This is a genomic window from Mesorhizobium sp. CA15, from assembly GCF_020165215.1.
In the GTDB taxonomy this organism is placed as follows: domain Bacteria; phylum Pseudomonadota; class Alphaproteobacteria; order Rhizobiales; family Rhizobiaceae; genus Mesorhizobium.
This window is the reverse complement of the sequence record NZ_JAIUHQ010000011.1, coordinates 22,934-47,192: the sequence shown is the minus strand read 5'-3', so window position 1 is coordinate 47,192 and position 24,259 is coordinate 22,934. Positions and strand designations below refer to the sequence as shown.

20 protein-coding genes and 1 pseudogene are annotated in these 24,259 nt (G+C 65.1%); 2 read left to right on the top strand and 19 right to left on the bottom strand.

Annotation, left to right across the window (positions count from 1 at the left end; genetic code table 11):
• Window positions 1-8: 8 nt before the first annotated feature.
• From LB515_RS18210 to LB515_RS18190, 5 genes and pseudogenes are all read right to left on the bottom strand, one after another.
• Complete coding sequence (locus LB515_RS18210) at window positions 9-1,163, bottom strand: ABC transporter substrate-binding protein (protein ID WP_095769010.1); 1,155 nt, start codon at window positions 1,161-1,163, stop codon at window positions 9-11.
• A gap of 42 nt (window positions 1,164-1,205) precedes the next feature.
• Window positions 1,206-1,871, bottom strand: a pseudogene (locus LB515_RS18205) (ABC transporter ATP-binding protein); the annotation flags it as partial.
• A gap of 190 nt (window positions 1,872-2,061) precedes the next feature.
• Window positions 2,062-2,646, bottom strand: a complete 585-nt coding sequence (locus LB515_RS18200) for a helix-turn-helix domain-containing protein (protein WP_095769008.1) — start codon at window positions 2,644-2,646, stop codon at window positions 2,062-2,064.
• 71 nt (window positions 2,647-2,717) lie between these two features.
• Complete coding sequence (locus LB515_RS18195; protein WP_224708528.1) at window positions 2,718-3,557, bottom strand: N-formylglutamate amidohydrolase; 840 nt, start codon at window positions 3,555-3,557, stop codon at window positions 2,718-2,720.
• Window positions 3,535-4,944, bottom strand: coding sequence for an aldehyde dehydrogenase family protein (locus LB515_RS18190; protein WP_224708527.1), 1,410 nt, complete (start codon window positions 4,942-4,944; stop codon window positions 3,535-3,537). The genes LB515_RS18195 and LB515_RS18190 overlap by 23 nt, the downstream gene beginning before the upstream one ends.
• Here LB515_RS18190 and LB515_RS18185 point away from each other — a divergent pair.
• Window positions 4,943-5,122, top strand: a complete 180-nt coding sequence (locus LB515_RS18185) for a hypothetical protein (RefSeq protein ID WP_224708526.1) — start codon at window positions 4,943-4,945, stop codon at window positions 5,120-5,122. The two genes, LB515_RS18190 and LB515_RS18185, sit on opposite strands and share 2 nt — an antisense overlap.
• Complete coding sequence (locus tag LB515_RS18180) at window positions 5,123-5,881, top strand: SDR family NAD(P)-dependent oxidoreductase (RefSeq protein WP_095769006.1); 759 nt, start codon at window positions 5,123-5,125, stop codon at window positions 5,879-5,881. It abuts the gene before it with no gap.
• 26 nt (window positions 5,882-5,907) lie between these two features.
• Here LB515_RS18180 and LB515_RS18175 read toward each other — a convergent pair whose 3' ends face one another.
• From LB515_RS18175 to murD, 14 genes are all read right to left on the bottom strand, one after another.
• Window positions 5,908-6,600: a DUF2461 domain-containing protein gene (locus LB515_RS18175; protein ID WP_224708525.1), complete on the bottom strand. Its 693-nt coding sequence runs from the start codon at window positions 6,598-6,600 to the stop codon at window positions 5,908-5,910.
• A complete protein-coding gene (ligA, locus tag LB515_RS18170) occupies window positions 6,600-8,807 on the bottom strand; it encodes an NAD-dependent DNA ligase LigA (RefSeq protein WP_224708524.1) in 2,208 nt (735 codons plus the stop codon). Before ligA ends, LB515_RS18175 begins: the two co-directional genes overlap by 1 nt.
• Window positions 8,808-8,944: 137 nt before the next feature.
• The gene (gene recN, locus LB515_RS18165) at window positions 8,945-10,618 is read right to left on the bottom strand and encodes a DNA repair protein RecN (RefSeq protein ID WP_224708523.1); all 1,674 of its coding nucleotides are present in this window, start codon (window positions 10,616-10,618) and stop codon (window positions 8,945-8,947) included.
• Window positions 10,619-10,626: 8 nt separating this feature from the next.
• Window positions 10,627-11,496 carry an outer membrane protein assembly factor BamD gene (locus LB515_RS18160; protein ID WP_095769002.1) on the bottom strand — a complete coding sequence of 290 codons (870 nt, stop codon included), beginning with the start codon at window positions 11,494-11,496 and terminating at the stop codon, window positions 10,627-10,629.
• A gap of 202 nt (window positions 11,497-11,698) precedes the next feature.
• Window positions 11,699-12,646, bottom strand: coding sequence for a UDP-3-O-acyl-N-acetylglucosamine deacetylase (gene lpxC / locus LB515_RS18155; RefSeq protein WP_095769001.1), 948 nt, complete (start codon window positions 12,644-12,646; stop codon window positions 11,699-11,701).
• Between the two features lie 356 nt (window positions 12,647-13,002).
• Window positions 13,003-14,664: a cell division protein FtsZ gene (gene ftsZ / locus LB515_RS18150; protein ID WP_224708522.1), complete on the bottom strand. Its 1,662-nt coding sequence runs from the start codon at window positions 14,662-14,664 to the stop codon at window positions 13,003-13,005.
• Window positions 14,665-14,731: 67 nt separating this feature from the next.
• Window positions 14,732-16,039 (bottom strand): cell division protein FtsA, encoded by a 1,308-nt coding sequence (ftsA, locus tag LB515_RS18145; RefSeq protein ID WP_224708521.1) that lies wholly within the window; start codon window positions 16,037-16,039, stop codon window positions 14,732-14,734.
• Window positions 16,036-16,980 (bottom strand): cell division protein FtsQ/DivIB, encoded by a 945-nt coding sequence (locus LB515_RS18140; protein WP_224708520.1) that lies wholly within the window; start codon window positions 16,978-16,980, stop codon window positions 16,036-16,038. Before LB515_RS18140 ends, ftsA begins: the two co-directional genes overlap by 4 nt.
• On the bottom strand, window positions 16,968-17,894 hold the full coding sequence (locus tag LB515_RS18135; RefSeq protein ID WP_224544823.1) for a D-alanine--D-alanine ligase: 927 nt from the start codon (window positions 17,892-17,894) through the stop codon (window positions 16,968-16,970). Before LB515_RS18135 ends, LB515_RS18140 begins: the two co-directional genes overlap by 13 nt.
• 312 nt (window positions 17,895-18,206) lie before the next feature.
• Entirely contained in the window at window positions 18,207-19,172 is a 966-nt protein-coding gene (murB, locus tag LB515_RS18130) for a UDP-N-acetylmuramate dehydrogenase (protein WP_224708519.1), read from the bottom strand.
• Window positions 19,169-20,575 (bottom strand): UDP-N-acetylmuramate--L-alanine ligase, encoded by a 1,407-nt coding sequence (gene murC, locus LB515_RS18125; protein ID WP_224708518.1) that lies wholly within the window; start codon window positions 20,573-20,575, stop codon window positions 19,169-19,171. The genes murB and murC overlap by 4 nt, the downstream gene beginning before the upstream one ends.
• Window positions 20,572-21,696 carry an undecaprenyldiphospho-muramoylpentapeptide beta-N-acetylglucosaminyltransferase gene (murG, locus tag LB515_RS18120; protein WP_224708517.1) on the bottom strand — a complete coding sequence of 375 codons (1,125 nt, stop codon included), beginning with the start codon at window positions 21,694-21,696 and terminating at the stop codon, window positions 20,572-20,574. The genes murC and murG overlap by 4 nt, the downstream gene beginning before the upstream one ends.
• Before the next feature lie 6 nt (window positions 21,697-21,702).
• Window positions 21,703-22,854, bottom strand: a complete 1,152-nt coding sequence (gene ftsW, locus LB515_RS18115) for a putative lipid II flippase FtsW (RefSeq protein ID WP_140839705.1) — start codon at window positions 22,852-22,854, stop codon at window positions 21,703-21,705.
• A complete protein-coding gene (gene murD / locus LB515_RS18110) occupies window positions 22,854-24,254 on the bottom strand; it encodes a UDP-N-acetylmuramoyl-L-alanine--D-glutamate ligase (RefSeq protein ID WP_095768992.1) in 1,401 nt (466 codons plus the stop codon). Before murD ends, ftsW begins: the two co-directional genes overlap by 1 nt.
• Between the last annotated feature and the right edge of the window lie 5 nt (window positions 24,255-24,259).

Sequence of the window (24,259 nt, the reverse complement as noted above, 5' to 3'; positions counted from 1 at the left end):
GGCCCCGCTTAGTTCAGCGCCGGAACGAAGGTCGGCGGCGTGTCGGTGATCAGCACCCGCTTGCCGTCGGCAAAGCCCATCACCGGCACGGCTTTGACCGGATAGCCCTTCTTCTCGGCGAAGGAGATCGTCGGCGCGGTGGTGCCCGGATAGCCGCCAGGCGCGCGGATCGCCTCGCGTAAGGCGGCGGGGTCGACGGTGCCGGCCTTTTTCGCCGCTTCGTAGCTGATCTGCACCATGTCGGCGCCGAGCGCGTCGAAGATGCCGTTGATCTTGTAGCCGTCGGCCTTGCACTGGGCGAGGAACTTGTCGATCGGGCCGTCGACGCCGGTCGCGCCATGGGTCGCGAACATCACCTTTTCCAGCGACTTCGGATCGCCGACCGTGCCTTCCAGCGACTTGTCGTCGAAGGCATCGCAGCCCGCCACCCACCCCTCGTAGCCGTTGGCGCGCAATTGCCGGATCAGGATGCCGACATCGGGCAGCACTGCGCAGATATGGATCGCGTCCGGCTTCTGTGGCAACGCCTTGATCGAGGCGATCTGCGGGGACCAGTCGGTGGTGCCGTAGGAATAGTTGAATTTGCCGACCACCTTGCCACCGAGATGCTCGAACACCTCGCCGAACCACTCCGGCAGCTTCTCCGAGTAGGACCCGGCATCGGGTGACACCATCAGCGCGACGGTCCGCGCGCCTTTGCCGTAAAGCGCGTTGGCGGTGGCCGAGGCATTGATCGGATCGGGCACCGCGCCGGCGATGAAGTTGTCGAGCCCAGCCTGCTGCATCTCGAGCTGCGTGTTCGGCGCCGAGAACACGGTGGCGCCATAAGGCTGCGCGGTCTGCGCCATCGGGATCAGCGCATCGGGAAACGGCACGCCGGTGATCACCTGCGCGCCGGCATCGAGGAATTTCTGGCCGAGCGAGACCGAAAGCTGCGGATCGGAGCGGTTGTCCTCGATCATCAGCTCGACCTTGGGATCGTTCGCGCTTGCGGCCTTGTTCAGCCTGTCGGCCATGCAGCGCGCGCCCTCGGCCTCGCTATAGGGCGCGTAGGCGCCGGTCATGGCGACCGCAAGCCCGATCTTCAGATCGGCGGCGCCTGCATGCCCGGCCTGCAGCAGTCCCGCGGTCAGCACCGCGGCTCCCAGCAAAATCTTTTCCATTCTACCCCTCCTTCCTCTCATTGCGGTTGTTCCTCCGGGCCTTCAGGCCGTCTCTGACTGCCCGACATAGACCTCAATGACGCGCGGATCGCGCCACACGTCTTCCGTCTCGCCCGAAGCGATCACCTGGCCCTGGTCCATCACGCAAAGCCGGTCGCAGAGCCGGTTGATGAAGCGCAGGTCGTGATCGATGACGATGGTCGCGCAGCCGACGTCGCGGCGAATGCCTTCGATGGCGATGGCCAGCGTCTCCGACTCGGCCTCGTTGAGACCGGCGGCCGGTTCGTCGAGCAACAACAGCGACGGCCCAAGCGCCAGCGCGCGTGCGATCTCGAGCCGGCGCTGGCTGCCATAGGGCAGCGTTCCGGCCGGGCTGTCAGCGAAGCCTGCGAGCTCATATTGCTGCAGCAGCTGATCGACGCCGATGCGCATGGCGGCATCGGGGCGCACGGCCCGACAAGTGATATGCGCGACCTCGACATTCTGCCGTACAGTCAGGTCCTTGAATAATCTGATGGTCTGGAAGGTGCGGCCGACCCCTGCCCGCGCGCAATGCTCCGGGCTGCGGCCGGTGATCTCTTCGCCCGCGAGGCGCACGCTGCCGCTGTCCGGCTTGAGCACGCCCGAAATGGCGTTGACGAGGGTGGATTTGCCGGCGCCGTTCGGACCGATGAGACCGAGGATCTCGCCGGCCTCGCAGGTCAGCGAGGCGCTGCGTAACGCCTGCACGCCGCCGAATGTCTTGCTGACTGCCCCAACCGACAGCATCGGTCATCTCTCCCATTCCCGGCCGCTGGCTGTTCTCCTGTCGGCCGGTCAAAGGATGCTAGTCCTCCGACTTTTCCATAACAAGTATTTTTTTCCATTCTAGAAAAATTCTTGAGCTGAGGCCCGTCGGTCAGACGCCTGCTCCCGGCGGCAGCCCGTCGCGCGGTACCGTGTTCGACATCAGCATGATGACGGGCTCGTCGCCGAGCGCCACATAGGCGTGCTGCATTTCGCCGTCGAACAGGATGCTGTCGCCGGGCTGCAGGACGCTCGGGTCGTAGTGGAGCGTGTGGAGTTGCAGGCTGCCGCTCAACACATGGATGAACTCCTCACCCGAATGGCTGCGCCAGCCGCCGTTTTCCTCGAAGGTTCTGGCGCGCAACGTCACGCGCCAGAAAATATTGGTCTTGTCGCGGAAATCGCTGCACAAGACCTCGAATTCCATGGCGTTGCCTTCGTGCAAGATGCCGCTGCCGGCGCGCGTGATCGAGCGGCGCGCCTGCGGCCCGGGCTTCGGGCTGAACAGGAAGGAGGCCACCGGCACGTGCAGCACGCCGGCAATCATCAGCGCGATATCGACGGTCAACCTGGCCTTGCCGTTCTCCAGCTTCGAGAGCTGGGACACGGAAAGGCCGGAGCGCTCGCTGAGATCGCGCAAGGTGATGTTCTGCTGCTTGCGCGCGTCGCGGATCTTGCTGCCCACATTGCCTTGCATCGTCCACGCCCTTGGCTGCCGTGTTTCCAATTCGACAAGCTCTAGCGTTCCGATATTTGAGCGTCCAGCCTTCAGACGGCTACGGCTGATTGCGGCCATAGGGATATCGCGATGGTGGCAAAGGCAGCCTCCAGGAGGCGGCTGACGCGTTCGAAAGTTTCCGGATCGGCAAGCAAGTCGTTGCGCAGCTCGAGGTAGAGGCAGGGCCGGCCCTGCTGCAGCCCGTGCCGGTTCAAGGTGTAGCCGACAGCCTGGCGCCAGTCGTAAGGTTCGTTATCGCCGATTCTGAAGCCTGCTTCCGGGCCTTGGGCCCTGAGCGTTTTCAGCACCGAGGCGACGAAGGGCGACTGTTCCCGCCACAGCACGCCGATATCCACATTGCGCTTCACGCCGCCCATCACCGGCGTGAAGGAGTGCACCGAAATCAGCGCCCCCCTGCCGACAGCGGCTTCGATGATTGCCCGTTCGACCGGCGCCCAGGCGACGAGCTTGCGCAGCCTCGCATCCGCCGCGTCCACAGCGAAATTGCCCGGCACCGGAATGCCGCCGAGGTCGGAACGCATGAAGTCCCACTCCTCGGCGGGGCGGTTATAGTCGAGGAACAGCCGTGAATAGCGCGCGATCACCGCCGGCGCCCGCAGCGTTCGCGAGAGCCGGCGCGTCAGCGCGTCGACCCCGATGTCCACCGCGAAATGCGTGCCGAGATAAGGCTCCGCCAGGCCAAGGTCGCGCCACGGCGCCGGCACGACGTTGCCGGCATGCTCGGCAATCAGAAGATAGGGGCTGGTCGCATCCGGCAGCAATCGTTCCACCCCGGCCCCGGCGAGCGCCGCGACGGCCGCGTCGCCAAGCTTTTCAAGATCGCGCACGGCCGGATGCCGCTGGCGGTCAGGCGATGACGGAGCGGACATGATAAGCCTTCGCCGCCGTCGCCTCGATAAGGCCGGCGCGCCCGTTGGCGCGGCCAAGACCGGAATTCTTGATGCCGCCCCAGGGCAGATAAAGGTCGGCGTGATCGCATCGGTTGAGATAGACGGTGCCGGCCTCGACCTCGTCGAGCAAGGCCACGCCGCGTTCGACATCGCGCGTCCAGATCGAGGCGCTGAGGCCGTAGTCGCTGTCGTTCATCAGCCGGATCGCCTCGTCGTCGCCGCCGACGGCCTGGACGCAGGCCACCGGCCCGAACAGCTCGTCGCGCATGATCGGCATGCTGTGGTCGACGCCGGTCAGCACCTCCGGCGCGACATAGGCGGTCCCGAGGCTTGCCGCCTTGCGCGCGCCATCCTGCGGCATCAGGCGCTTCGCCCCTGCTCGCACCGCGCCTTCGGTCAGGTCGCGGATGGTGTCGGCCGCGACCGCGCGCACCACCGGGCCGACCATCGGCTTTTCAGCGATCGGATGGCCGATCGACCACTTCGCCGTCTCGGCGACCAGCGCCTCGACGAAACGGTCGTGAATCAGGCCGTCGACATAGATTCGCTCCACCGAGCAACAGGACTGGCCGGCGTTGGAATAGGTACCCTCTGCGATCAGCGGAACCGCCGCCTCGAGGTCGGCGTCGGAGCGCACATAGGTCGGATCCTTGCCGCCAAGCTCGAGATGGACCTGGGTGAAGGTGCCGGCCGCCGCCGCATGCACGCGCCGGCCGCCATTGACCGAACCGATGAAATTGACGGCGTTGAAGACGCCGGAAGCGATCAGCCGCTCCGCATCCGGATGATCAAGATGCAGGCACTGGAAGACCCCTTCCGGCCCGCCAGCCGCGCGAAAAGCCTCCTCGGCGAGCTCCGCGATCAGCGGCGTCTGCGGCGAATGCTTGAAGATCACCACATTGCCCGCGGCAAGAGGCGACGTGACCAGGTAGCCGAGCATGGCGGTCGGGTAGTTCCAGGCGCAGATCGAAAGATGTAGGCCGCCGGCCACCGGCTTGGCATAGCGGCGGATGTTCTCATCCGACGGATAGGGCGTGTCGGCCAGCGTCTCGGGCGCGGCACCGGCAAGCAATTCGCCGATCAGCGCCAGGCGCGGCGTCTCGTCGGCTTGCCACAAGGGCCTGCCGATCTGCCACGCCACCGCCTCGGCCAGCGGAGCGGCGCGCGCCTTCATCTCCTCGCCGAAGCGCAGAAGGATCGCCAGGCGCTCGGCCAGCGGCGTGCGCCGCCAGCCCGGCAGCGCCGCGCGAGCGCGGGCGACGGCCGCCTCGATCGCGGCCCCGTCCGCATAGTTGCGCTGGGCATAGATCGAGCCGTCGACAGGAGAGGTCACCGAGAAGGTCCGCGCGCCGGAATGCAGGGTCATGGTCTTGGAATCCACCCAAAAGGAAGCTGTCAGCCACGGCACGATATCGCGATTTTCTATTTTGGCAAATTTTTTCGAATACGGCTTGATGGATTTTTTGTCGGCCCCTATTGTCCCGCCATCGCGCCTTGGCGCAGAGATAGCGCCGCGCCTTGCAGCAAAAACCGAGGGGAAATGAATGGTCGTCTATGATTTCACGGGCCGGCATGCGGTCGTCACCGGAGCTGGCGGCGGGATGGGCGAAGCGATCGCGCTGGCGCTGCTCGATGCCGGCGCCTCCGTCACCGCGATCGACATCAAGCCGCGTCCGGCCTCCCTCGCCTCGTATGACGACCGGCTCACCTTCGCCCAGGGCGATTTGACCGACGCGGCCTTCGTGGAACGGACCATCGGTGCGGCGGGCCGCGAGCGTGGCGGCATCGACTATCTCGCCAATGTCGCCGGCGTATTGTGGTTCGGTCGCGACAAATCGGCGCTCGAAATGGACCTCGATGTCTGGGATCAGGTCTTCAACATCAACTTGAAATCCTTCGTGCACACCGCACGCGCGGTCGTTCCGCAGATGCGCGCCGGCGGCCGCGGCGGCGCCATGGTGCATTTCTCGACCATTCAGTGGTATCGCGGCGACCCGAAGCCTCAGGATGCCTATCAGGCCTCGAAGGCAGGCGTCTGCGCGCTGTCGAAGTCGCTTGCCATGCAGCTTGCCGGCGACGGCATCCGCTCCAACGCGATCTGCCCCGGCATGGCGCTGACGCCGCTGCAGGCGCGCTGGGACACCGAAGAAAAGCGCGCCGCCGTGGCGAATTATACGCCGCTCGGCCGCATCGGCACGCCGCAGGACATGGCAAACGCCGCGCTCTTCCTGCTCTCGGACGCCGCGAGCTACATCACCGGGATCGAGCTTGCCGTCGACGGCGGTCTGCTGATGCGGATGTAAGCCCCCGGCGACAGCCGGAGGCGGCGTCAGGCCGCGACAGCCGTCCCCTGGATCGCCCGGCCCCAGTCGAGCAGCGGCTTGGCGCCAAGCGTGAAGCCGACGAGATCGTCGACCAGCGCCGGCGAATGGATCGTTGCCGGATCGATGTCGTGCCGGACCACGAAATGCCGGTTGCGCACCGCCTGGGCGAGATCCTCGTCACCGACATCCTCGAAACCGCGCGGCGCCCGCTTCAGGCGGTCTTCCGCATCGAGCTCCAGGCCGGCCTTGTTGAGCAATGCGACCATGCCGCGGAACGCGGCCGGCTTGGTCACGATCGCCTTGCGCATCGCCTGCAGCAGTTCCGGCGCCGGCTGCCACCAGGCCACACCGGCAAAGCAGCGCTCCAGACCGATATGCACATAGAAGACGCCCTGCTCCATCTTGGTGCCGTCGGGCGACAGAATCGCCGAGAGATGCCGGTTGTAGGGCCGCTTGTCCTTGGAAAAGCGCACGTCGCGATTGATGCGGAACAGCGATTTCTTGCGGTCGCCGCGCAAGCCGAGCTTGGCCGCCTCGAAACGCTCTGTGAGCGTCTCGACCAGATCGCAGAACGGCCCATGCAGCTCGCTGTCGTAAAGGTCGCGGTTTTCCTGGAACCACTCACGGCTCTGGTGGAAGTCGAGCGCCTTCAGGAACGGAATGGCCTTCGGCCCAAAACCCTTGAACGCTCCAGTCATTAGCCGCCCCTGCCGATGCGCTGCAGCCATGTGTCCTCGTCGATCACCTCGATGCCGAGATCGCTCGCAACTTTCAGCTTCGAGCCGGCGCCGGGACCCGCCACCACCAGGTCTGTCTTGGCCGAAACCGAGCCCGCGACCTTGGCGCCGAGCCGCTCCGCCATCGCCTTGGCTTCCGAACGCGTCATCTTTTCCAGCGAGCCGGTGAACACCACCGTCTTGCCCGAGACTTCGCTGCCGGCCGAGATTTCCATGACGTAGGGTTTCGGATGAACCTGCGCCAGCAAGGCGTCCAGCACATCGTCATTGCGCTCATTGCCGAAGAAGTCGCGCAACGCGTTGATCACCGTGTCACCGATGCCGTTGATCGACGGGAAGACGCTGTGCGGATCCTCGGCCTTCGCCGTCTCCTTGCCGATACGGATCAGCTCCTCGATGGTCGAGAATTGGCGGGCAAGCACGGCAGCCGTCGTCTCGCCGATATGACGGATGCCGAGCGCGAAAATGAAACGGTCGAGCTCCGGCTCGCGGCGCGCATCGATGGCCGCAAACAGCTTGTCGAGACCTTCATAATTACGCTCCTCGACGCTGCGAACATTCTTGCGCGCCTTGCCCGAGGCTTCCTCGCGCAGCCTCGCCTGCTCCTCCCGTCGCTCGGCCAGCGCCCTGGTGACGGCGGGCCTTCGGTCCTTCAGCGTGAAGATATCGGCGGCGGTCTTCACCAGCCCCGAATTGAAGAACAGGTCGATGTTTTCGGCACCGAGGCCTTCGATGTCGAGCGCGCCGCGCGACACGAAGTGACGCAGCCTTTCGACCGCCTGTGCGGCGCAGATCATCTCGCCGGTGCAGCGCCGCCGCGAATCCTCCTTGCCCGTCTTCTCGTTGATCTCGCGCGTCGCCGGCGAGCCGCAGACCGGGCAGGTATGCGGGAATTCATAGGGCACCGCGCCAGCGGGCCGCTTATCGATGACGACGCTGACGATCTGCGGGATGACATCCCCTGCCCGCTGGATGACCACCGTGTCGCCGATACGCACGTCGATGCCGTCGCGGATCGGCTGGCCGTTGCTGTCGAAGCCCTTGATATAGTCTTCGTTGTGCAGCGTGACATTCTCGACCACCACGCCGCCAACGGTGACCGGCGCAAGCCGCGCCACCGGCGCCAGCGTGCCGGTACGGCCGACCTGGATGTCGATCCTCTCGACGGTCGTCATCGCCTGCTCGGCCGGGAATTTGTGGGCGACCGCCCAGCGCGGCTCGCCGGTGACGAAACCCCAGCGGCGCTGCAGCTCGAGCTGGTCGACCTTGTAGACGACGCCGTCTATGTCGTAGCCGAGCGAGGAGCGCTGCTCCTCGATGCGGTGGTAATGCGCAATCAGGTCCTCGATCGACTTCGCCCGCACCATCAGCGGGCTGACCTTGAAGCCCCATTCCTTGAACTTTTGTACGGAATCGAACTGCGTCGGCGCTGGGTCCGCTGTCGTATAGCCCCAGGCGTAGGCGAAGAATTTCAGATTGCGGCTTGCGGTGACCGACGGGTCCTTCTGGCGCAGCGATCCGGCCGCCGTGTTGCGCGGATTGACATAATCCTGGCCTCCGACCGCCGCTGAACGCTGCTTCAAAGCCTCGAATTCGGCATAGGTCATGTAGACCTCGCCGCGGATCTCGATGATTTCCGGCCAGCCCGAACCCTGCAACTTCTTCGGGATGTCGGCAATCGTTTTCAAATTGGCGGTGATGTCCTCGCCGACCGTGCCGTCGCCACGCGTCGCGCCCTGCACGAACACGCCGCTCTCGTAGCGCAACGAGGCCGACAGCCCGTCGATCTTCGGTTCGGCGGTGAAGGCGATGTCGAGGTCCTTGTCGCGGTCGAAGAAACGCCTTCCGCGCTCGATGAAATCGGCGACGTCCTGGTCGGTATAGGCCTTGGCGAGGCTCAGCATCGGCACCGCGTGCCGCACCTTGGTGAAGCCCTCCGCGGGCGGGGCGCCGACCCGCCGCGTCGGCGAATCCTCGCGCACGAGATCGGGGAAGCGCTCTTCGATGGCGAGGTTGCGTCGGCGCAGCGCATCATACTCGGCATCGGTGATCGTCGGCGCGTCCTCGGTGTGATAACGCCGGTCATGCTCGGCAATCTCCGCGGCCAGTTGCTTCAGCTCATCCGCGGCTTCGCCTTCGCTCAACGAATCGACGGGTTTTTCCGACATGCATCAGTCCTTGGATTGTGGCGCGCCACTATAAATCAGGATTTGACGGCAGGGAGTGGGCTTGCGCAAAAATCATTGCTGAACAGCACGATGCAGCCATCTGCTGACTCGGATTGGAACCGAAGAGGCCCAACTTTCTAAGCGGCGGCCGTGTTCTCGCGCAGCAACCGCTCCGCTGCCGCGCGCGCTTCGTCGGTGATGGTGGCGCCGGCCAGCATGCGCGCGATTTCTTCCTGGCGCGCCGCGCGGTCCATTTCGGCAATGCCGGTGGCGACGCGGTCCTTGCCGCCGGATTTGGAGATCAGGAAATGCGTGGCGGCGCGTGCCGCAACCTGCGGCGCATGCGTGACGGAAAGCACCTGTACCCGCTTTGACAACCGCGCCAGCCGCTGGCCGATGGCGTCGGCCACCGCGCCGCCGACGCCGGTGTCGATCTCGTCGAACACGAGTGTCGGCGCCGAGCCGCGATCGGCCAGCGCCACCTTCAGCGCCAAAAGGAAGCGCGAGAGCTCGCCGCCGGAAGCGACCTTCATCATCGGTCCCGGCCGGGTGCCCGGATTAGTGCGCACCCAGAATTCGACCTGGTCGATGCCTTCTTCCATGCGGCTTTCGGCATCGCTTCCCATCTCGACGATGAACTCGGCCCGTTCGAGCTTGAGCGCCGGCAGTTCCGCCATAACAGCCTTGGTCAGACCCGCCGCCGCCGCATGGCGCAGCGACGACAGCTGCGCCGCGGAAATATCGTAGGCCTCGCACGCCGCGGCGGCCTGCTTGGCCAGCGCGTGCAGCCGCTCCTCGCCGGCATCGAGGTCGGCAAGATCGGCCACCATCGTGTCGCGCAGCTGCGCCAGATCGTCGACCGCGACACTGTGCTTGCGAGAGGCGGCGCGCAACGCAAACAGACGCTCTTCCGCCTTCTCCAGACGCTGCGGATCATATTCGGTGGCGCGAAGCGCCGCTTCCACGCCGGACTGCGCGGCGTCGAGCGAGATCATCGCTTCGTCGAGCGATTTCACCACGTCGTCGAGCAGGCCGGGGGCTTCGCTGGACTTGCGCTGCAGCCGCCGCAACAGGCTGGCGAGTTGCGGCAAGGGCGAGGACGACCCCGACAGCACATCCTGCGCATCATGGATCTCGGCGGCGATCTTTTCGACGCGCATCATCGTCGCGCGCAATTCCGCAAGCTCCGTTTCCTCGCCCGGCTGCGGGTCGAGTCTTGCGAGCTCGGCCACGGAAGCGCGCAGATAATCGGCTTCGCGCGCCGCCGCCTCGACCTTGGCGCGATGCCGGGAAAGCTCCTGCTCGCAGTTTCGCCAGTACCGCCAGGCTTCGCCCGTGCCGCGCACGGCGCCCAGATGGCCGCCGAAACTGTCCAGCAATTCGCGATGCGCGCCGGGATCGACCAGCGCCCGCTCGTCATGCTGGCCATGGATCTCGACCAGCGCGCGGCCGACATCGCGCATCAGGGTGACGCTGGAGGGCTGGTCGTTGACGAAGACGCGGGTGCGGCCATCGGCGGTCTGTACGCGGCGCAGGATGATGTCGCCATCGTCCTCGATGTCGTTTCCGGCGAGCAACGCGCGTGCCGGATGGTTGCGCGGCACATCGAACACCGCGATGACCTGGCCTTGCGCGGCGCCATGGCGGACGAGCGAGGCATCGCCGCGCGCCCCAAGCGCCAGCGACAACGCATCGAGCAGGATGGATTTACCGGCGCCGGTTTCGCCGGTCAGCACCGAAAGCCCAGGCAGGAAGTCGATGTCCAGCTTCTCGATCAGGACGATATCGCGGATCGACAGTCTGGACAGCATCGCAAGTTTCAGGCGCCGGTGATCAGCTTCCCGGCCTTGGAAATCCACGATCCGGCATTTTCGCGGGGTTCAAGCCCGTTGCTCTGCAGGAGCTTGTAGGAATCCTTGTACCACGGGCTGTCCGGATAATTGTGACCAAGCACCGCCGCTGCCGTCTGCGCTTCCGAGGTCAGGCCCATCGCATAGTAGGACTCGGTCAGGCGCGCGAGCGCCTCCTCGACATGGCGGGTGTTGGAATAGTTCTCGACCACCGTGCGGAAACGCTTCACGGCGGCGATGTATTCGCGGCGCTCGAGATAGTAGCGGCCGACCTGCATCTCCTTGCCGGCGAGCTGGTCGCTGGCGAAGCGGATCTTGTCCTTGGCGTCGCCGACATATTCGGAGTTCGGCCAGCGCGTCACCAGATCCTGCATGGTCTGGATGGTCTGGCGCGCTTCCTTCTGGTCTTGGGTGACGTCCTTGATCTGCCGATAGTAGGAGAGGCCGATGATGTACTGCGCGTAAGCCGCGTCGTCTGTCGAGGGATAGAGGGTCAGGTAGCGTTTGGCCGAACCAATCGCCTCGTCGTAGTTGCCAGCGCGATAATCGGCGAAAGCGCCCATCACCATCGATTTGCGGGCGAATTCCGAATAGGGATGCTGGCGGTCGACCGCGTCGAACTTCTTGCTCGCCTCATCGAGGCGGCCGGCATTCATGTTGGCCAGGCCCTGGTTGTAGAGAACGTCGGCCGGCTCGGTTTGGTCGACATAGGTTGCCAGGTTGACATCCTTCTCGGAGGACATGCAGGCCGACAGCACGAGCGCGGGAGCAACCACCGACAGCGCCAGCAAAACACCCCGACGCGGCGTTACCGATTGACCAACTCGCGAAAAAAACATGTTTGGATTCCGCCCCTTCGGCGTCGTTTCGGTCCCGGGCCGAAGCCATAAACCATTATCCCCTTGCCCGGCAACGCTATGTCCGGCCAATCGCACATTTTTGTGGCAGGCCGACGCGATGATCAAAGCCGCGCGTTTTGGCGGTCCGGTGATGCAGCCATGCAACACAAGCCTGACCACAAAGCCAGAAAACGGTTAAGAATCAGATCACCCAAGGTGCGTAGACCGGCCGGCTGACAGCGATCATCTCGGCGACGCGGCCGCGCTCTCGGCGCCTCGTCTCGACAATCTCGAAGGCCGTGTGGTCGGAAAGCAGCCGGCGCAATGCCGAGGCATTCATCCGGTGGCCGCCGCGATAGGAGCGGAAGCAGCCGATGAAGCGCGCGCCGGCCAGCGCCAGATCGCCCATCGCATCGAGCGTCTTGTGGCGGGCGAATTCGTTGGGATAGCGCAGCCCGCCGACATTGATGACGCGATTGTCGTCGCCGATGACAAGCGAGTTTTCGAGCGACGAGCCGAGCGCGTAGCCGGCGGCCCAAAGCCTCTCGACGTCCTTCATGAAGCCGAATGTGCGAGCGCGCGCGATGTCGCGGCGGAAGATGTCGGGATTGATGTCGGAGGCGAATTGCTGGCGGCCGATCGCCGGGCTCTCGAAATCGATCTCGACCTCGAACCGCGTGCCGTCATAGGGGCGGAACTCCGCCCAGGACGCGCCGGCTTCCACGCGCACCGGCTTGACGACACGGATGTAGCGACGCCTCACCGCCAGCGTCTCGATGCCGGCCTGGTCGATGGCCTCGACGAAGGCCATGGCGCTGCCGTCGAGAATGGGGACTTCCGAACCGTCGATCTCGATGATCAAATTGTCTATGCCGAGACCGAACACCGTGGCCATCAGATGCTCGACGGTGCCGATATGATCGCCGGCCGGATCGCCAAGCATGGTGCAGAGATCGGTGGCGCCGACTTCCGCGACCAGCGCGCGGAGCTCCCGGGCTTCGCCGCCATTCGAAAGATGAAAGACGATGCCCGTATCGGCATCGGCCGGCAGGAAATGAACGGTCACGGTTTTGCCGCTATGGACGCCGATGCCAGCCAGCGTCACGCGCGATTTCACTGTCGTCTGATAGTCGTGCAAGAGTAACCCCATACGCCCTGAATGCCTGCGTCCGCTCCATCGGCCTTGGGTATCTTGCAGCCAGACTGATGGTCTGACGCTCGCGCAAAGGCGGCAAAATAAGCAAGAGCATGCGGCTCTGTATAATCGGCAGGCAGGGCTACTCCCCGAATCCCGGCAAACCGACTTTAGTCCGTGGCGAAGATAATGGCCCGCCCTGGAGACTCCAAATCACGGTTTCTTACCCCGTGTAACCACGGAAACGCATCAGAAACAGCTCGTAAAGCCTTGTTTTAAATGTCTTTTGCAAAAGCAACAGGCAGACGATTTCTCGTCTGCCTGTTAACAATTGTTATATACCGTTAACGATTGGCGGTCCGCCGTATCGATCAGTTGGCCTGGCGGCGCAGGAAGGCCGGGATTTCCAGCTGGTCGTCTTCCTGGACTGTGCGGGCCTGCGGCGTCAGCCGGCCCTGGTCGTCGAGCTGGCCGCGGCGCGGCGCATAGAGCGCAGGATCCTGGCTGGCGAGACGGCGCATCTCGGGCGCGGCCTGACGCAGCTTCGGCTCGCGCGGCTGCGCCGGCTGGAGCCGGGCCGGCTCTTCCTCGCGGCGGGTAAGGCCGTTGGTCAGCCGCTTGATCAGCCCCATCGGACCACTGTTCTCATGGTCCGCCGGCCGGCTCTTGGCTTCGACTTCAGCCCTTACCACCGGCGGAAAGTCTTCCACGCGCGGCATACGCTGCGGCGCCGCGGCCACCGGCTGCGGCATCTCGCGCTGCGGCGCGGGCTGCTGCATGACCTGCTGCGGCACCACCGGCTGCTGCTGCGGCTGCGCAGGCGGGGCTTGGAAGATCTTGCTCTGCGGCCGGAAGTCGTCCATCGGCACGGCGCGCGGCTGCGCCATGGCGGCGGCATTTGCCTCGGCAAGCTGGATCGCCTCCGCGACCGGATCGGCCGCGCGCGGCTCATAGGCCTGCGGCTGAACCGGAGCGGGGCGGATTTCGGCTACCGGAGCCGCCGCCGGGCGGGCGGCCGGCTTCTGCGGCGCCCGGATCGAGATCGGCGCAGCCGCGATTTCGGCCGCCGACTTGTCGATGCCGGTGGCGACGACCGACACGCGGATCACGCCTTCCAGCTCTTCGTCGAAGGTGGCGCCCAGGATGATGTTGGCGTCCTGGTCGACTTCCTCGCGGATGCGGGTCGCGGCCTCGTCCACCTCGAACAGGGTGAGATCGCGGCCGCCGGTGATCGAGATCAGCAGGCCCTTGGCGCCCTTCATCGAGGTCTCGTCGAGCAGCGGGTTGGCGATGGCGGCTTCAGCGGCGGCCATCGCGCGGCCCTCGCCCGAAGCCTCGCCCGTGCCCATCATCGCCTTGCCCATCTCGCGCATCACCGAGCGGACGTCGGCGAAGTCGAGATTGATCAGGCCTTCCTTGACCATCAGGTCGGTGATGCAGGCGACGCCCGAGTAGAGCACCTGGTCGGCCATTGCGAAGGCATCGGCGAAGGTGGTCTTGTCATTGGCCAGCCGGAACAGGTTCTGGTTGGGGATGACGATCAGCGTGTCGACGCATTTCTGCAGTTCCTCGATGCCCATGTCGGCCGTCTTCATGCGGCGCTGACCCTCGAAATGGAACGGCTTGGTGACAACGCCGACGGTGAGGATGCCTTTCTCCCGCGCCGCGCGGGCAACGACCGGAGCGGCGCCCGTGCCGGTGCCGCCGCCCATGCCGGCGGTGACGAAGCACATATGGGTGTTGGAGAGATGATCGATGATCTCGTCGATGCACTCTTCCGCCGCCGCGCGGCCGACTTCCGGCTGCGAGCCGGCGCCGAGGCCTTCGGTGACATGCGCGCCGAGCTGGATCAGCCGCTCGGCCTTGGACATCGTCAGCGCCTGCGCGTCGGTGTTGGCCACCACGAACTCGACGCCGCGCAGGCCGGCTGTGATCATGTTGTTCACGGCATTGCCGCCGCCGCCGCCGACACCGAACACGGTGATGCGTGGCTTGAGCTCGGTGATGTCCGGCTTCTGCAGATTGATGGTCATTGTCTCCGTCCTTTGCCTTTCCCGCCGCCTCGCCGCTGCGGCCGCCTATGGGGCTGTCCCCGTCAAATTAAAAACTGTCTCTCAACCACTGACTCACGCGATGCAGTTTTCCGCCCGTTCCGGTCATCCTGAAACCGGAAAGTCCTTTCGCCGAATGGCTCTCGAAGCTCGCCATCTGCGGATAGATCATCAGTCCGACCGGGGTCGAGAACGCCGGTCCCTTGGCCGCCTCCGGCAGGCCTGCGACGCCGAGCGGCCGGCCGATGCGCACATTGCGCCCGAGAATGCGGCGCGCCGCTTCCGGCAGGCCGGCGAGTTGGCTTGCGCCGCCGGTGAGCACCACCCGCTTGCCGACGGCATTGCCGTAGCCGGACTTGTTCAGCCGGTCGCGCAGAAGCTCCAGCGTCTCGTCGATACGGGCGCGGATGATGCGCGTCATTACCGAGCGCGGGATCTGCAGCGGCACATCGCCTTCCTCGCCGATCGGCTGGATTGAGACGAGGTCGCGGTCGTGGGGGGTGCCGGGCAGCGCCGAGCCATGCATCACCTTCAGCCGTTCCGCGGCATCGAGCGAGGTCGACAGGCCCTTGGCCATGTCGAGCGTCACATGGTTGCCGCCGATGGCGATCGCGTCGCCATGGACGAACTTGCCCTCCGAGAAGACCGAGATGGTCGTCGTGCCGCCGCCCATATCGATGCAGGCTGCGCCCATTTCGAGCTCGTCGTCGACCAGCGAGGCAAGCCCGCTGGCATAGGGCGTCGCCACCATGCGCTCGACCGACAGATGCGAGCGATTGATGCAAAGCTCCAGATTTCGCATCGGCGCCGCGTCGCCCGTCAGCACATGCATGTCGACGCCAAGCGCATCGCCCATCATGCCGCGCGGATCGCGCATGCCGCGCTCGCCGTCGAGCGAGAAACCGACGGGCAGCGAATGGATCACCTCGCGCTCCGCCCTGAGCGCCTGTTTGGCACCGGCGGCGAGCACGCGCTTGATGTCGACTTCCTCGACCTGATGGCCGCCGAGATTGATAGTCGCCGAGAAGGCTTCGCTCTTCAGCCGGCCGGCCGTCATGTTGACGATGAGGGAATCGACGGTGAGCCCGGCCATGCGCTCGGCCGCATCGACGGCAAGCCGGATGGCATGCTCGGCGCGATCGAGATCGACCACCACGCCGGACTTCACACCTTGCGATTTCTGGTGGCCGATGCCGATCACCTGGATGCGATGCGAACGTCCGCGCAGCAGCTTGCCGTCCTCGTTCGGCTTCAGCTTCGCCACGACGCAGCAGACCTTGCTGGAGCCGACATCGAGCACAGTGAGCGTGCCCGATCGGCGCGAAGAAGCGTCGCTGCCGCCGCCAAGCCAGCTCATATCTTTCTCTCCACCTTGCGCTTGGCCAGGGACTTCGGCTTGTCGCTGAGCGCTGCTTCGCGCTGTGTCGCCGCTTCCGGCGACAGCTCCACGACCAGCCGGTCGGAAAGCCGCATGTCGACGGCGGCGATGTCGCGGGTCAGCAATCCGTCGTCATGGTCGATCTTGACGAGCTCGGCGATCGCCTGGTCCTCGCCGTCTTCCGGCAGCTTGATCGTGATGCCGTTCTCAAGCCTCAGGTCCCAGCGCCGTTCGCCGACCCGAATGTAGCCTTTGACCCGCGCCGCAAGCTCGGGAAAGCGCTCGATCTTGGCGAGGAAGGCCGGCGCCATGGCCGGCGCGCCGGTGCCGATGATCAGCGGCAGCAGCGCCTGCTTGCCGCCCGAGAACGGCGCGATCATCTCGCCCGATCGCTCGATGACCGAGACCGAGGTGCCCTGCTGCCAAAGCGCGAAGGGTTGGCGCTCCTCTATGCGCACTTCCAGCGTATGCGGGTAGATCTTGCGCACAGCGGCTCCCTCGACCCACGGCAGCGTCGCGATGCGCGCGCGCGCGGCCTCGGCATCGAAGCCGATCAGCGAGGTCCAGCCGTCGAGGCCGAGCCGGTCGAGCACATCGATCTCGGAGGTCTGGCGGTTGCCGACCACCTTGATCTGGTCGACGGCAAAGCCGGTGCGCGCCGTCACGCCCTGCACGATGCTGTCGGCGTAGCCGCCGAGATAGGCGCCGTAGGCGCTGCTGGACGCGATCAGCGCAGCGGAAAGGATCGCCGCCGAAAAGCGCGGCGCCTCATACTCGCCGCCGCACAAACGCGCCAGCACGCGCATCGGCCGGCGAAGCTGACGCGGCAGCACGAAACGGTCGAATGACAGCGACATACCGAACAGCGCGAGACCAGCCGCGCCGACGCCATTACCCTGCCCCAACCTCAACGCAGACACGAAGCGTCCTCCACCATCCAACTCAACAAATCGCCGAACGAATGTCCCGCTTGCGCGGCGATTTCAGGCACCAGAGACGTCGGCGTCATGCCCGGCTGAGTGTTGACCTCGAGCCAGACAACCTCGCCGTTTTCGGAGTGGCGATCGTCGTAACGGAAGTCCGATCGGGAGACGCCCCGGCAACCAATGGCAAGATGAGCCTTGAGGGCCAGTGTCTGTATTTTTTGGTAAATATTCGGTGAAATTTTAGCAGGGATTTCGTGTTTTGATCCGCCGGGAACGTATTTTGAATCGTAATCGTAGAAGGAATGCCCGGTCGGGATGATCTCGCAGACGCCGAGCGCCACATCGCCCATCACCGCGCAGGTCAATTCGCGGCCATGAATGTAGCGCTCGACCATGACGATCTCGCCATATTGCCATTCCGTGGAGCCGATCACCTGCGGCGGATGCGACTGCCCCTCATGCACGATGACCACGCCGAAGCTCGACCCCTCATTGACCGGCTTGACCACATAAGGCGGCTTCATCGGATGCTTGTTCTGGACGGCGAAACGGTTGACCACCTTCGACTCCGCGACCGGAATGCCGGATGCCTTGGCGATTTTCTTGGCCTGCTCCTTGTTCATGGCCAGGGCCGAAGCGAGCACACCCGAATGGGTGTAGGGAATTGCGAGATATTCGAGAATTCCCTGGATGGTGCCGTCCTCGCCGAACGGGCCATGCAGCGCGTTGAAGGCGACGTCAGGCTTGAGCTCGGCAAGCACAGACCCGACATCGCGCGAAACATCGATCCGGGTGACCTGATAGCCTTCATTCTCGAGCGCATCCGCACACGCCTTCCCCGAGGACAGAGACACGGGCCGCTCCGAGGAGAATCCACCCAGGAGGACAACCACATGTTTCTTCTTCATCCCGTCATCCCCTCTCACGCCGGGCCTGCAACCGATATTCCCGCACCGCATTTCCAAACATTGAGTCCGAGCCCTCCGGCAGGTTGCCCCCCCGGACGGAAAACGCGACTTAACGCGTCGAACGACTCAAATCAGGAAACGCTTTAGGGCAGAGAATCAGAGAGTTGATTCGCTGGCAAGTACCTATGATTCCGAGAGATTCACTTTCCGCGAAAACAGCCGCAAAAAGTGAATTGTGAGTCTTTGAGGCAACGGTTCTACGGCTGTTTCAGATCGCTGGAAGTTCAAGCATCACATGAACTTAAGCCTAAGCTAAAGAAGCTGCCCGAGAAACTCCTGCACCGCATGGCCGGGCCTGAAATTGCCGAGGCGCTTGATCTCCCAGTGCAGCCGGATGCCCGAATTCTCGAGCACCCGCGCCCGCACCGTCTCGCCCAGATATTCGAGGTCGTAGCCGGTGGCCGTGCCGGTGTTGATCATGAAGTTGCAATGCATCGGCGACATCTGCGCGCCGCCGATCATCAGCCCGCGGCAGCCGGCCTTGTCGATCTCCTTCCACGCCGAGGTGCCTTCCGGATTCTGGAAGGTCGAGCCGCCGGTCTTCTCCCTGATCGGCTGCACCGTCTCGCGATGGTTCTGCACGGCATCCATTGCCGCCTTGATCGCCGCCTTGTCTTCCGCAAACCCTTCGAAAATGGCCGAGGTGAAGATCAGTCCTGCAGGCGCGGACGAATGGCGATAGGCATAGCCCATATCGGCATTGCTCAGCGTATGGAGATTGCCCCTGCGATCCAGGGCCCTCACCTCGACGACCCGCTCACGCGTCTCGACGCCGTTGGCGCCGGCATTCATCCTGAGCGCGCCGCCGACAGCGCCAGGAATGCCGTGATAGAAATGGAAGCCGCCGATGCCGGCTTCATACGCCACCGCCGCGAGGCGCTTGTCCGGCGTCGCCGCGCCGGCTTTGATCGTGGTCGGCCCGGTGGTCTCGGCCTCGCCGAAACCCTTGGCCGAGAGCCTAACAACAAAACCCGGAATGCCGCCGTCGCGCACCAGAAGGTTCGAGCCGACGCCGACCACCACGACCGGTATCTCTTCCGGCACCGCGCGCAGGAAGGCCGCGAGGTCCTCCTCGTCGGCCGGCTGGAACAGCGCCTCGGCGAGGCCGCCGGTCCGGAACCAGGTGATCTTGTCCATCTCGGCGTTCGGCGTGATACGGCCGCGCAGGCCGGCAAGCTTGTCGCCGAGTTTATCGATCAGGTCCTGGCCGCGCATCATGAGGGCGTCCCACCAAGTTCCTTGGGCAGCGCATAGGCCCATTGCGTGATGTTGCCGGCGCCGAGGAAGACGACGAAATCGCCGGCCTTGGCAAGCTCTCGAATGGCGGGCGCGATTGCTGCCTGACCATCGATATAGCGTGCGTCGCGGTGGCCGCCGGAGCGGATGCGCGACACCAACGCGTCGGAAGTCACGCCTTCGATGGGTTCCTCGCCGGCCGCGTAGACCGGCGCCACCATGACCGTGTCGGCGTCGTTGAAGCAGACCGAGAATTCCTCGAAGAGATCGTGAAGCCGGGTGAAGCGATGCGGCTGCGCGATGGCGATCACCCGTCCCTTGGTCGCGCTGCGCGCGGCCTTCAGCACCGCCGCGATCTCGACCGGGTGGTGGCCGTAATCGTCGAACACCTCGACACCGTTCCACGAGCCGGTACGGGTGAAGCGCCGCTTGACGCCCGCGAAGGACGAAAGGCCCTTCTTGATCGCCTCGGCCGAGAGGCCAAGCTCATGCGCCACCGCGATCGCCGCCGTTGCGTTGGAGACGTTGTGCCGGCCGGGCATCGGCAGGCGCAGGTCATTTATCGACGTCGTGCCCCGCCCCTTGCGATCGCGGATGACGATATCGAATTCGGAAATCGCGCCTTGCATGCGATGATTGGTGAAGCGCACGTCGGCCTGCGCGTTCTCGCCATAGGTGATGACGCGCCGATCCTCGATGCGGCCGACCAGCGCCTGCACTTCCGGATGGTCGGTGCACATCACGCCGAAACCGTAGAACGGCACGTTCTCGACGAACTGGCGGAACGCCTCGCGCACCTTGTCGAAGCTGCCATAGTGGTCGAGATGCTCGGGATCGATGTTGGTGACGACGGCGATGTCGGCCGGCAGTTTCAGGAAGGTGCCGTCGCTCTCGTCGGCCTCGACCACCATCCACTCGCCATCGCCCATGCGCGCATTGGTGCCGTAGGCGTTGATGATACCGCCGTTGATGACGGTCGGGTCGAGCCCACCGGCCTCGAGCAAGGTCGCCACCATCGAAGTCGTCGTCGTCTTGCCATGCGTGCCGCCGATGGCGACCGCCTGGCGGAAACGCATCAGTTCGGCCAGCATCTCGGCCCGGCGCACGATCGGCAAAAGCTTCTCGCGCGCGGCCTTGAGCTCAGGGTTGGACTTCTTGATCGCGGTCGAAACAACCACGACTTCGGCATCGCCGACATTCTCGGCCTTGTGGCCGACGAAGCATTCGATGCCCTTGTCGCGCAACCGCTGCACATTGGCGCCGTCGGCCTGGTCGGACCCCTGCACCTTGTAGCCCAGATTGTGCAGCACCTCGGCGATGCCGCTCATGCCGATGCCGCCGATGCCGATGAAATGCACAAGGCCGATCGTCTGCGGCATCTTCATGGGCGCGTCCTCCTGTAGTCCGAAACCGTTTTGCCGGACGCAATAGCCTCTGTCAGATCGGCGAGCAACCGCGCCGCGTTCGGTTTCCCGGCCGAGCGGGCGGCGGCGGCCATAGTCGCCAGCCGGTTCGGGTCCTTGACCAGCCCGCCGACCAGCTCGGCGATGCGCGCCGCCGACAGCGTCGACTGCGGATGGAGCTCGGCTCCCCCGGCGGCGGCAAGGGCTGCCGCATTCGCCGCCTGATCGTGGTCGAGCGCGTGCGGATAAGGCACCAGCAGTGCCGGCCGGCCGATGACGGCGATTTCCGAAACCGTCGAGGCGCCGGAACGCGACATCACCAGATGCGCCGCCCCGATGCGCGCCGCCATGTCAGTAAAGAAGGGCGAAACCTGGGCGTCGACGCCGAGATCGGCATAGGCCGCCTTCACCCGCGCCACATCCTCGGCGCGCGCCTGCTGGGTGATCACCAGCCGCTTGCGCAGGTCTTGCGGCAGCAGCGCGATCCCCGCGGGCACCGCGTCGGAAAAGAATTGCGCGCCCTGGCTGCCGCCAAACACCAGGAAGCGGAACGGCTCGCCCTCGTTGGAGGCCAGATATGGCGCCTTCGCCGCTTCGAGGATCTGCGGCCTGACCGGATTGCCGGTGGTCACGGTCTTTGCGCCGGCGGCGCTCGCCCCTTCCGGCAGGAAGCCGCCGGCTATCGCGTCGACGCGGCGGGCGAGCGCCTTGTTGGCGCGGCCCATGACGGCGTTCTGCTCATGGATCAGCGTCGGCACTTTTCGCCTTGTCGCGGCATAGAGCGGCGGCAGCGTCGGATAGCCGCCGAAGCCGACGACAGCCTCCGGCTTGATCCTGGCGATTACACGGCCGGCCTCCCGCACGCCTTGCCAGATCTGCCAGAAGGCCGAGAGCATGGCGACCGGGTTCTTCGAACCCAGCGTTGCCGAGGGGATGGTGTGAATGTCGGCTGCCGGGAAATGGCGGGAATAGCGCTCGGCGCGATTGTCGGTGGCAAGATGCACCTTCCAGCCGCGCTCGATCAGCTCATGCGCCAGCGCCTCGGCCGGAAACAGATGTCCGCCCGTTCCGCCGGCCGCAAGCAGGATGACCCCCTTCGCCATCCTGCCTCATTCCGCCGGCATTGCGCGCTGCGAAAGGACGAAGCCCATCTGCTTGCGCTTTTCCGGACGCTTGCGCGTCAAGGCGAGCACCATACCCATCGAGACGGCGATGGCGATCTGCGAGGAGCCGCCATAGGAGATGAAGGGCAGCGTCATGCCCTTGGCCGGCATCAGCTGCAGGTTCACGCACATGTTGATGGCCGATTGCAGGCCGAAGACGGTGACGAGGCCGCCCACCCCATAGCGGGTGAAATCGTCCTGCTCCTTGAGCGCGATGCTCAGGCCGCGCAGCACGATGAAGGCGAAGATCGACATGATGAAGAAGCACATTATGAGGCCGAACTCCTCGCCGGCGACCGAGAAGACGAAGTCGGCGTGGCTGTCGGGGATGACCCGCTTCACCGTGCCCTCGCCCGGGCCGACGCCGAACCAGCCGCCATTGATCAGCGCCTCGCGGCCCATATCGACCTGGAAGGTGTCGCCTTCGCCGGTCATGAACTTGTCGATGCGCGCGGCGACGTGCGGAAACACCGTATAGGCCGCGAACACGCCGCCGACGCCGGCAGCCCCCAGCGCGACGATCCAGAACCACGGCAGGCCGGCCATGAAGAACATCACGCCCCAGGTGCCCAGCACCAGCATGGTCTGGCCCAGATCGGGCTGAGCCACCAGAAGCGAGATGACCAGCGCCAGCAAAAGCATGGCGAACAGATTGCCGGGAATGTCTGGCTGGCGCCTGTGCTCCGCAAACAGCCAGGCGCAGATGATGACGAAGGCCGGTTTCAGGAACTCGGACGGCTGGATGGAAAGACCGGCGAGCGATACCCAGCGCCGCGCCCCCTTCACCTCGACGCCGATGTAGAGCACCGCCACCATCAGCACCAGCATGATGCAGATCATCACCAGCGACATGCGCCTTATCTGCCGCGCCTCCAGGAAAGAGACTGCCAGCATCACGATAAGCGCCGGGATGGTGAAGATGATCTGGCGTGTGGCGAAGTGGAAGCTGTCGAGGCCGATGCGCTCGGCCACCGCCGGGCTTGCGGCGAAGGACAGCACGATGCCCAGTCCCATCAGCGACAGGAATGCCGCCAGGAACCAGCGATCGATCGTCCACCACCAGGTGGCGACAGGACTTTTGTCGAGACGGCTTTGCATCAACGTGGCCCTCCGATGGATTTCACCCCATCAATAGCAGTCGCAGCTTGCCTGAAGGCTTCGCCGCGAACTTCGAAATTCTTGAACTGGTCGAAACTGGCGCAAGCCGGCGAAAGCAGCACCACGGCCTCGCCGCCGGTGTCCTTTGCCGCGTCGTTGGCGGCATGCTCGACCGCCGCCGCCAGCGTTCCGGATATTTCGTAGGGTACTGCCTCGCCGAGCGTCGCCGAGAAGGCTGGCGCCGCCTCGCCGATCAGATAGGCCTTGGCGATGCGCGGGAAGAAGCCGCGCAGCGGCTCGATGCCGCCTTCCTTGGGCAGGCCGCCGGCGATCCAATAGACGCGGTTGAAGCTCGACAGCGCGGGTGCGGCCGCATCGGCATTGGTCGCCTTGGAATCGTTGACGAACAGCACATGGTCCTTGCGGCCGACCTGCTCCATGCGATGCGCCAGCCCCGGGAAGCTCTCGAGGCCGGCCTGGATCTCGCCGAGATCGAGGCCGATCCTCAGGCACGCGGCGACGGCGGCCAGCGCGTTCTGCGCGTTGTGCTGGCCGCGCAGCGACCCGATGCCTTCGAGGAAGGCGACGCGGCTGTAGCGGCCGTGCACGGCTTCCATCAGATTGGTGCCGTCGGCGAAATAGCCGTCCGTCAAAGGCAGGCGCTTGGAAATGCGGATGACCTGCCGGCCGGCGCGCTCCAGTCGGTCGGCGATCTGGGCGCACCAGGAATCGTCGACGCCGACGATCGCGGTGTCGCTGCCGGCGACCAGCCTTTCCTTGATCGAGGCGTAGTGCGCCATCGTGCCGTGCCGGTCGAGATGGTCTGGCGTCAGGTTGAGCAGGATGCCGGCCGTCGGGTTGATCGAGGGCGCGAGGTCGATCTGGTAGGACGAGCACTCTACGACATAGTGCCGTGTCGGCTCGGGCGGATCGAGCGTCATGACGGCACGGCCGATATTGCCGCCCATCTGCGTGTCGCGGCCTGCCGACTTCAGGATATGCGCCGTCAGCGCCGTCGTCGTCGACTTGCCGTTGGTTCCGGTAATCGCGATGAAGGGTGCTGCCGGCGCGTGGCTGTTGCGTTCGCGGCAGAACAGCTCGATATCGCCGATCACCTCGACGCCGGCGCCGCGCGCCAGCTCCACCGTCCAATGCGGCTTCGGATGCGTCAGCGGCACCCCCGGCGACAGCACGAAGGCGGCGAAACGCGGCCAGTCGGCCGCGCGCAGATCTCCGGTCGTAATCCCCGCGGCCGCTGCCTTGGCGACGCTGTCCGGATTGTCGTCCCAGGCCAGTACCTCGGCGCCGCCTGCGATCAGCGCATGCGCGGTGGCGATCCCCGAGCCGCCAAGCCCGAAGAGCGAAATGCGTTTGCCTGAGAAGGAAGCGGCGGGGATCAAGCAGC

Coding starts and splice junctions, on each gene's coding strand:
- lpxC (WP_095769001.1), bottom strand. CDS start 12,646: ATGGGGTTACTCTTGCACGACTATCAGACGACAGTGAAATCGCGCGTG.
- ftsW (WP_140839705.1), bottom strand. CDS start 22,854: ATGCAAAGCCGTCTCGACAAAAGTCCTGTCGCCACCTGGTGGTGGACG.
- murC (WP_224708518.1), bottom strand. CDS start 20,575: ATGAAGATGCCGCAGACGATCGGCCTTGTGCATTTCATCGGCATCGGC.
- recN (WP_224708523.1), bottom strand. CDS start 10,618: ATGCTGTCCAGACTGTCGATCCGCGATATCGTCCTGATCGAGAAGCTG.
- murG (WP_224708517.1), bottom strand. CDS start 21,696: ATGGCGAAGGGGGTCATCCTGCTTGCGGCCGGCGGAACGGGCGGACAT.
- LB515_RS18210 (WP_095769010.1), bottom strand. CDS start 1,163: ATGGAAAAGATTTTGCTGGGAGCCGCGGTGCTGACCGCGGGACTGCTG.
- ligA (WP_224708524.1), bottom strand. CDS start 8,807: ATGTCGGAAAAACCCGTCGATTCGTTGAGCGAAGGCGAAGCCGCGGAT.
- ftsA (WP_224708521.1), bottom strand. CDS start 16,039: ATGAGCTGGCTTGGCGGCGGCAGCGACGCTTCTTCGCGCCGATCGGGC.
- LB515_RS18195 (WP_224708528.1), bottom strand. CDS start 3,557: ATGTCCGCTCCGTCATCGCCTGACCGCCAGCGGCATCCGGCCGTGCGC.
- LB515_RS18200 (WP_095769008.1), bottom strand. CDS start 2,646: ATGCAAGGCAATGTGGGCAGCAAGATCCGCGACGCGCGCAAGCAGCAG.
- LB515_RS18185 (WP_224708526.1), top strand. CDS start 4,943: ATGGTCTTGGAATCCACCCAAAAGGAAGCTGTCAGCCACGGCACGATA.
- LB515_RS18160 (WP_095769002.1), bottom strand. CDS start 11,496: ATGTTTTTTTCGCGAGTTGGTCAATCGGTAACGCCGCGTCGGGGTGTT.
- ftsZ (WP_224708522.1), bottom strand. CDS start 14,664: ATGACCATCAATCTGCAGAAGCCGGACATCACCGAGCTCAAGCCACGC.
- murB (WP_224708519.1), bottom strand. CDS start 19,172: ATGATGCGCGGCCAGGACCTGATCGATAAACTCGGCGACAAGCTTGCC.
- LB515_RS18180 (WP_095769006.1), top strand. CDS start 5,123: ATGGTCGTCTATGATTTCACGGGCCGGCATGCGGTCGTCACCGGAGCT.
- LB515_RS18190 (WP_224708527.1), bottom strand. CDS start 4,944: ATGACCCTGCATTCCGGCGCGCGGACCTTCTCGGTGACCTCTCCTGTC.
- LB515_RS18135 (WP_224544823.1), bottom strand. CDS start 17,894: ATGAAGAAGAAACATGTGGTTGTCCTCCTGGGTGGATTCTCCTCGGAG.
- LB515_RS18175 (WP_224708525.1), bottom strand. CDS start 6,600: ATGACTGGAGCGTTCAAGGGTTTTGGGCCGAAGGCCATTCCGTTCCTG.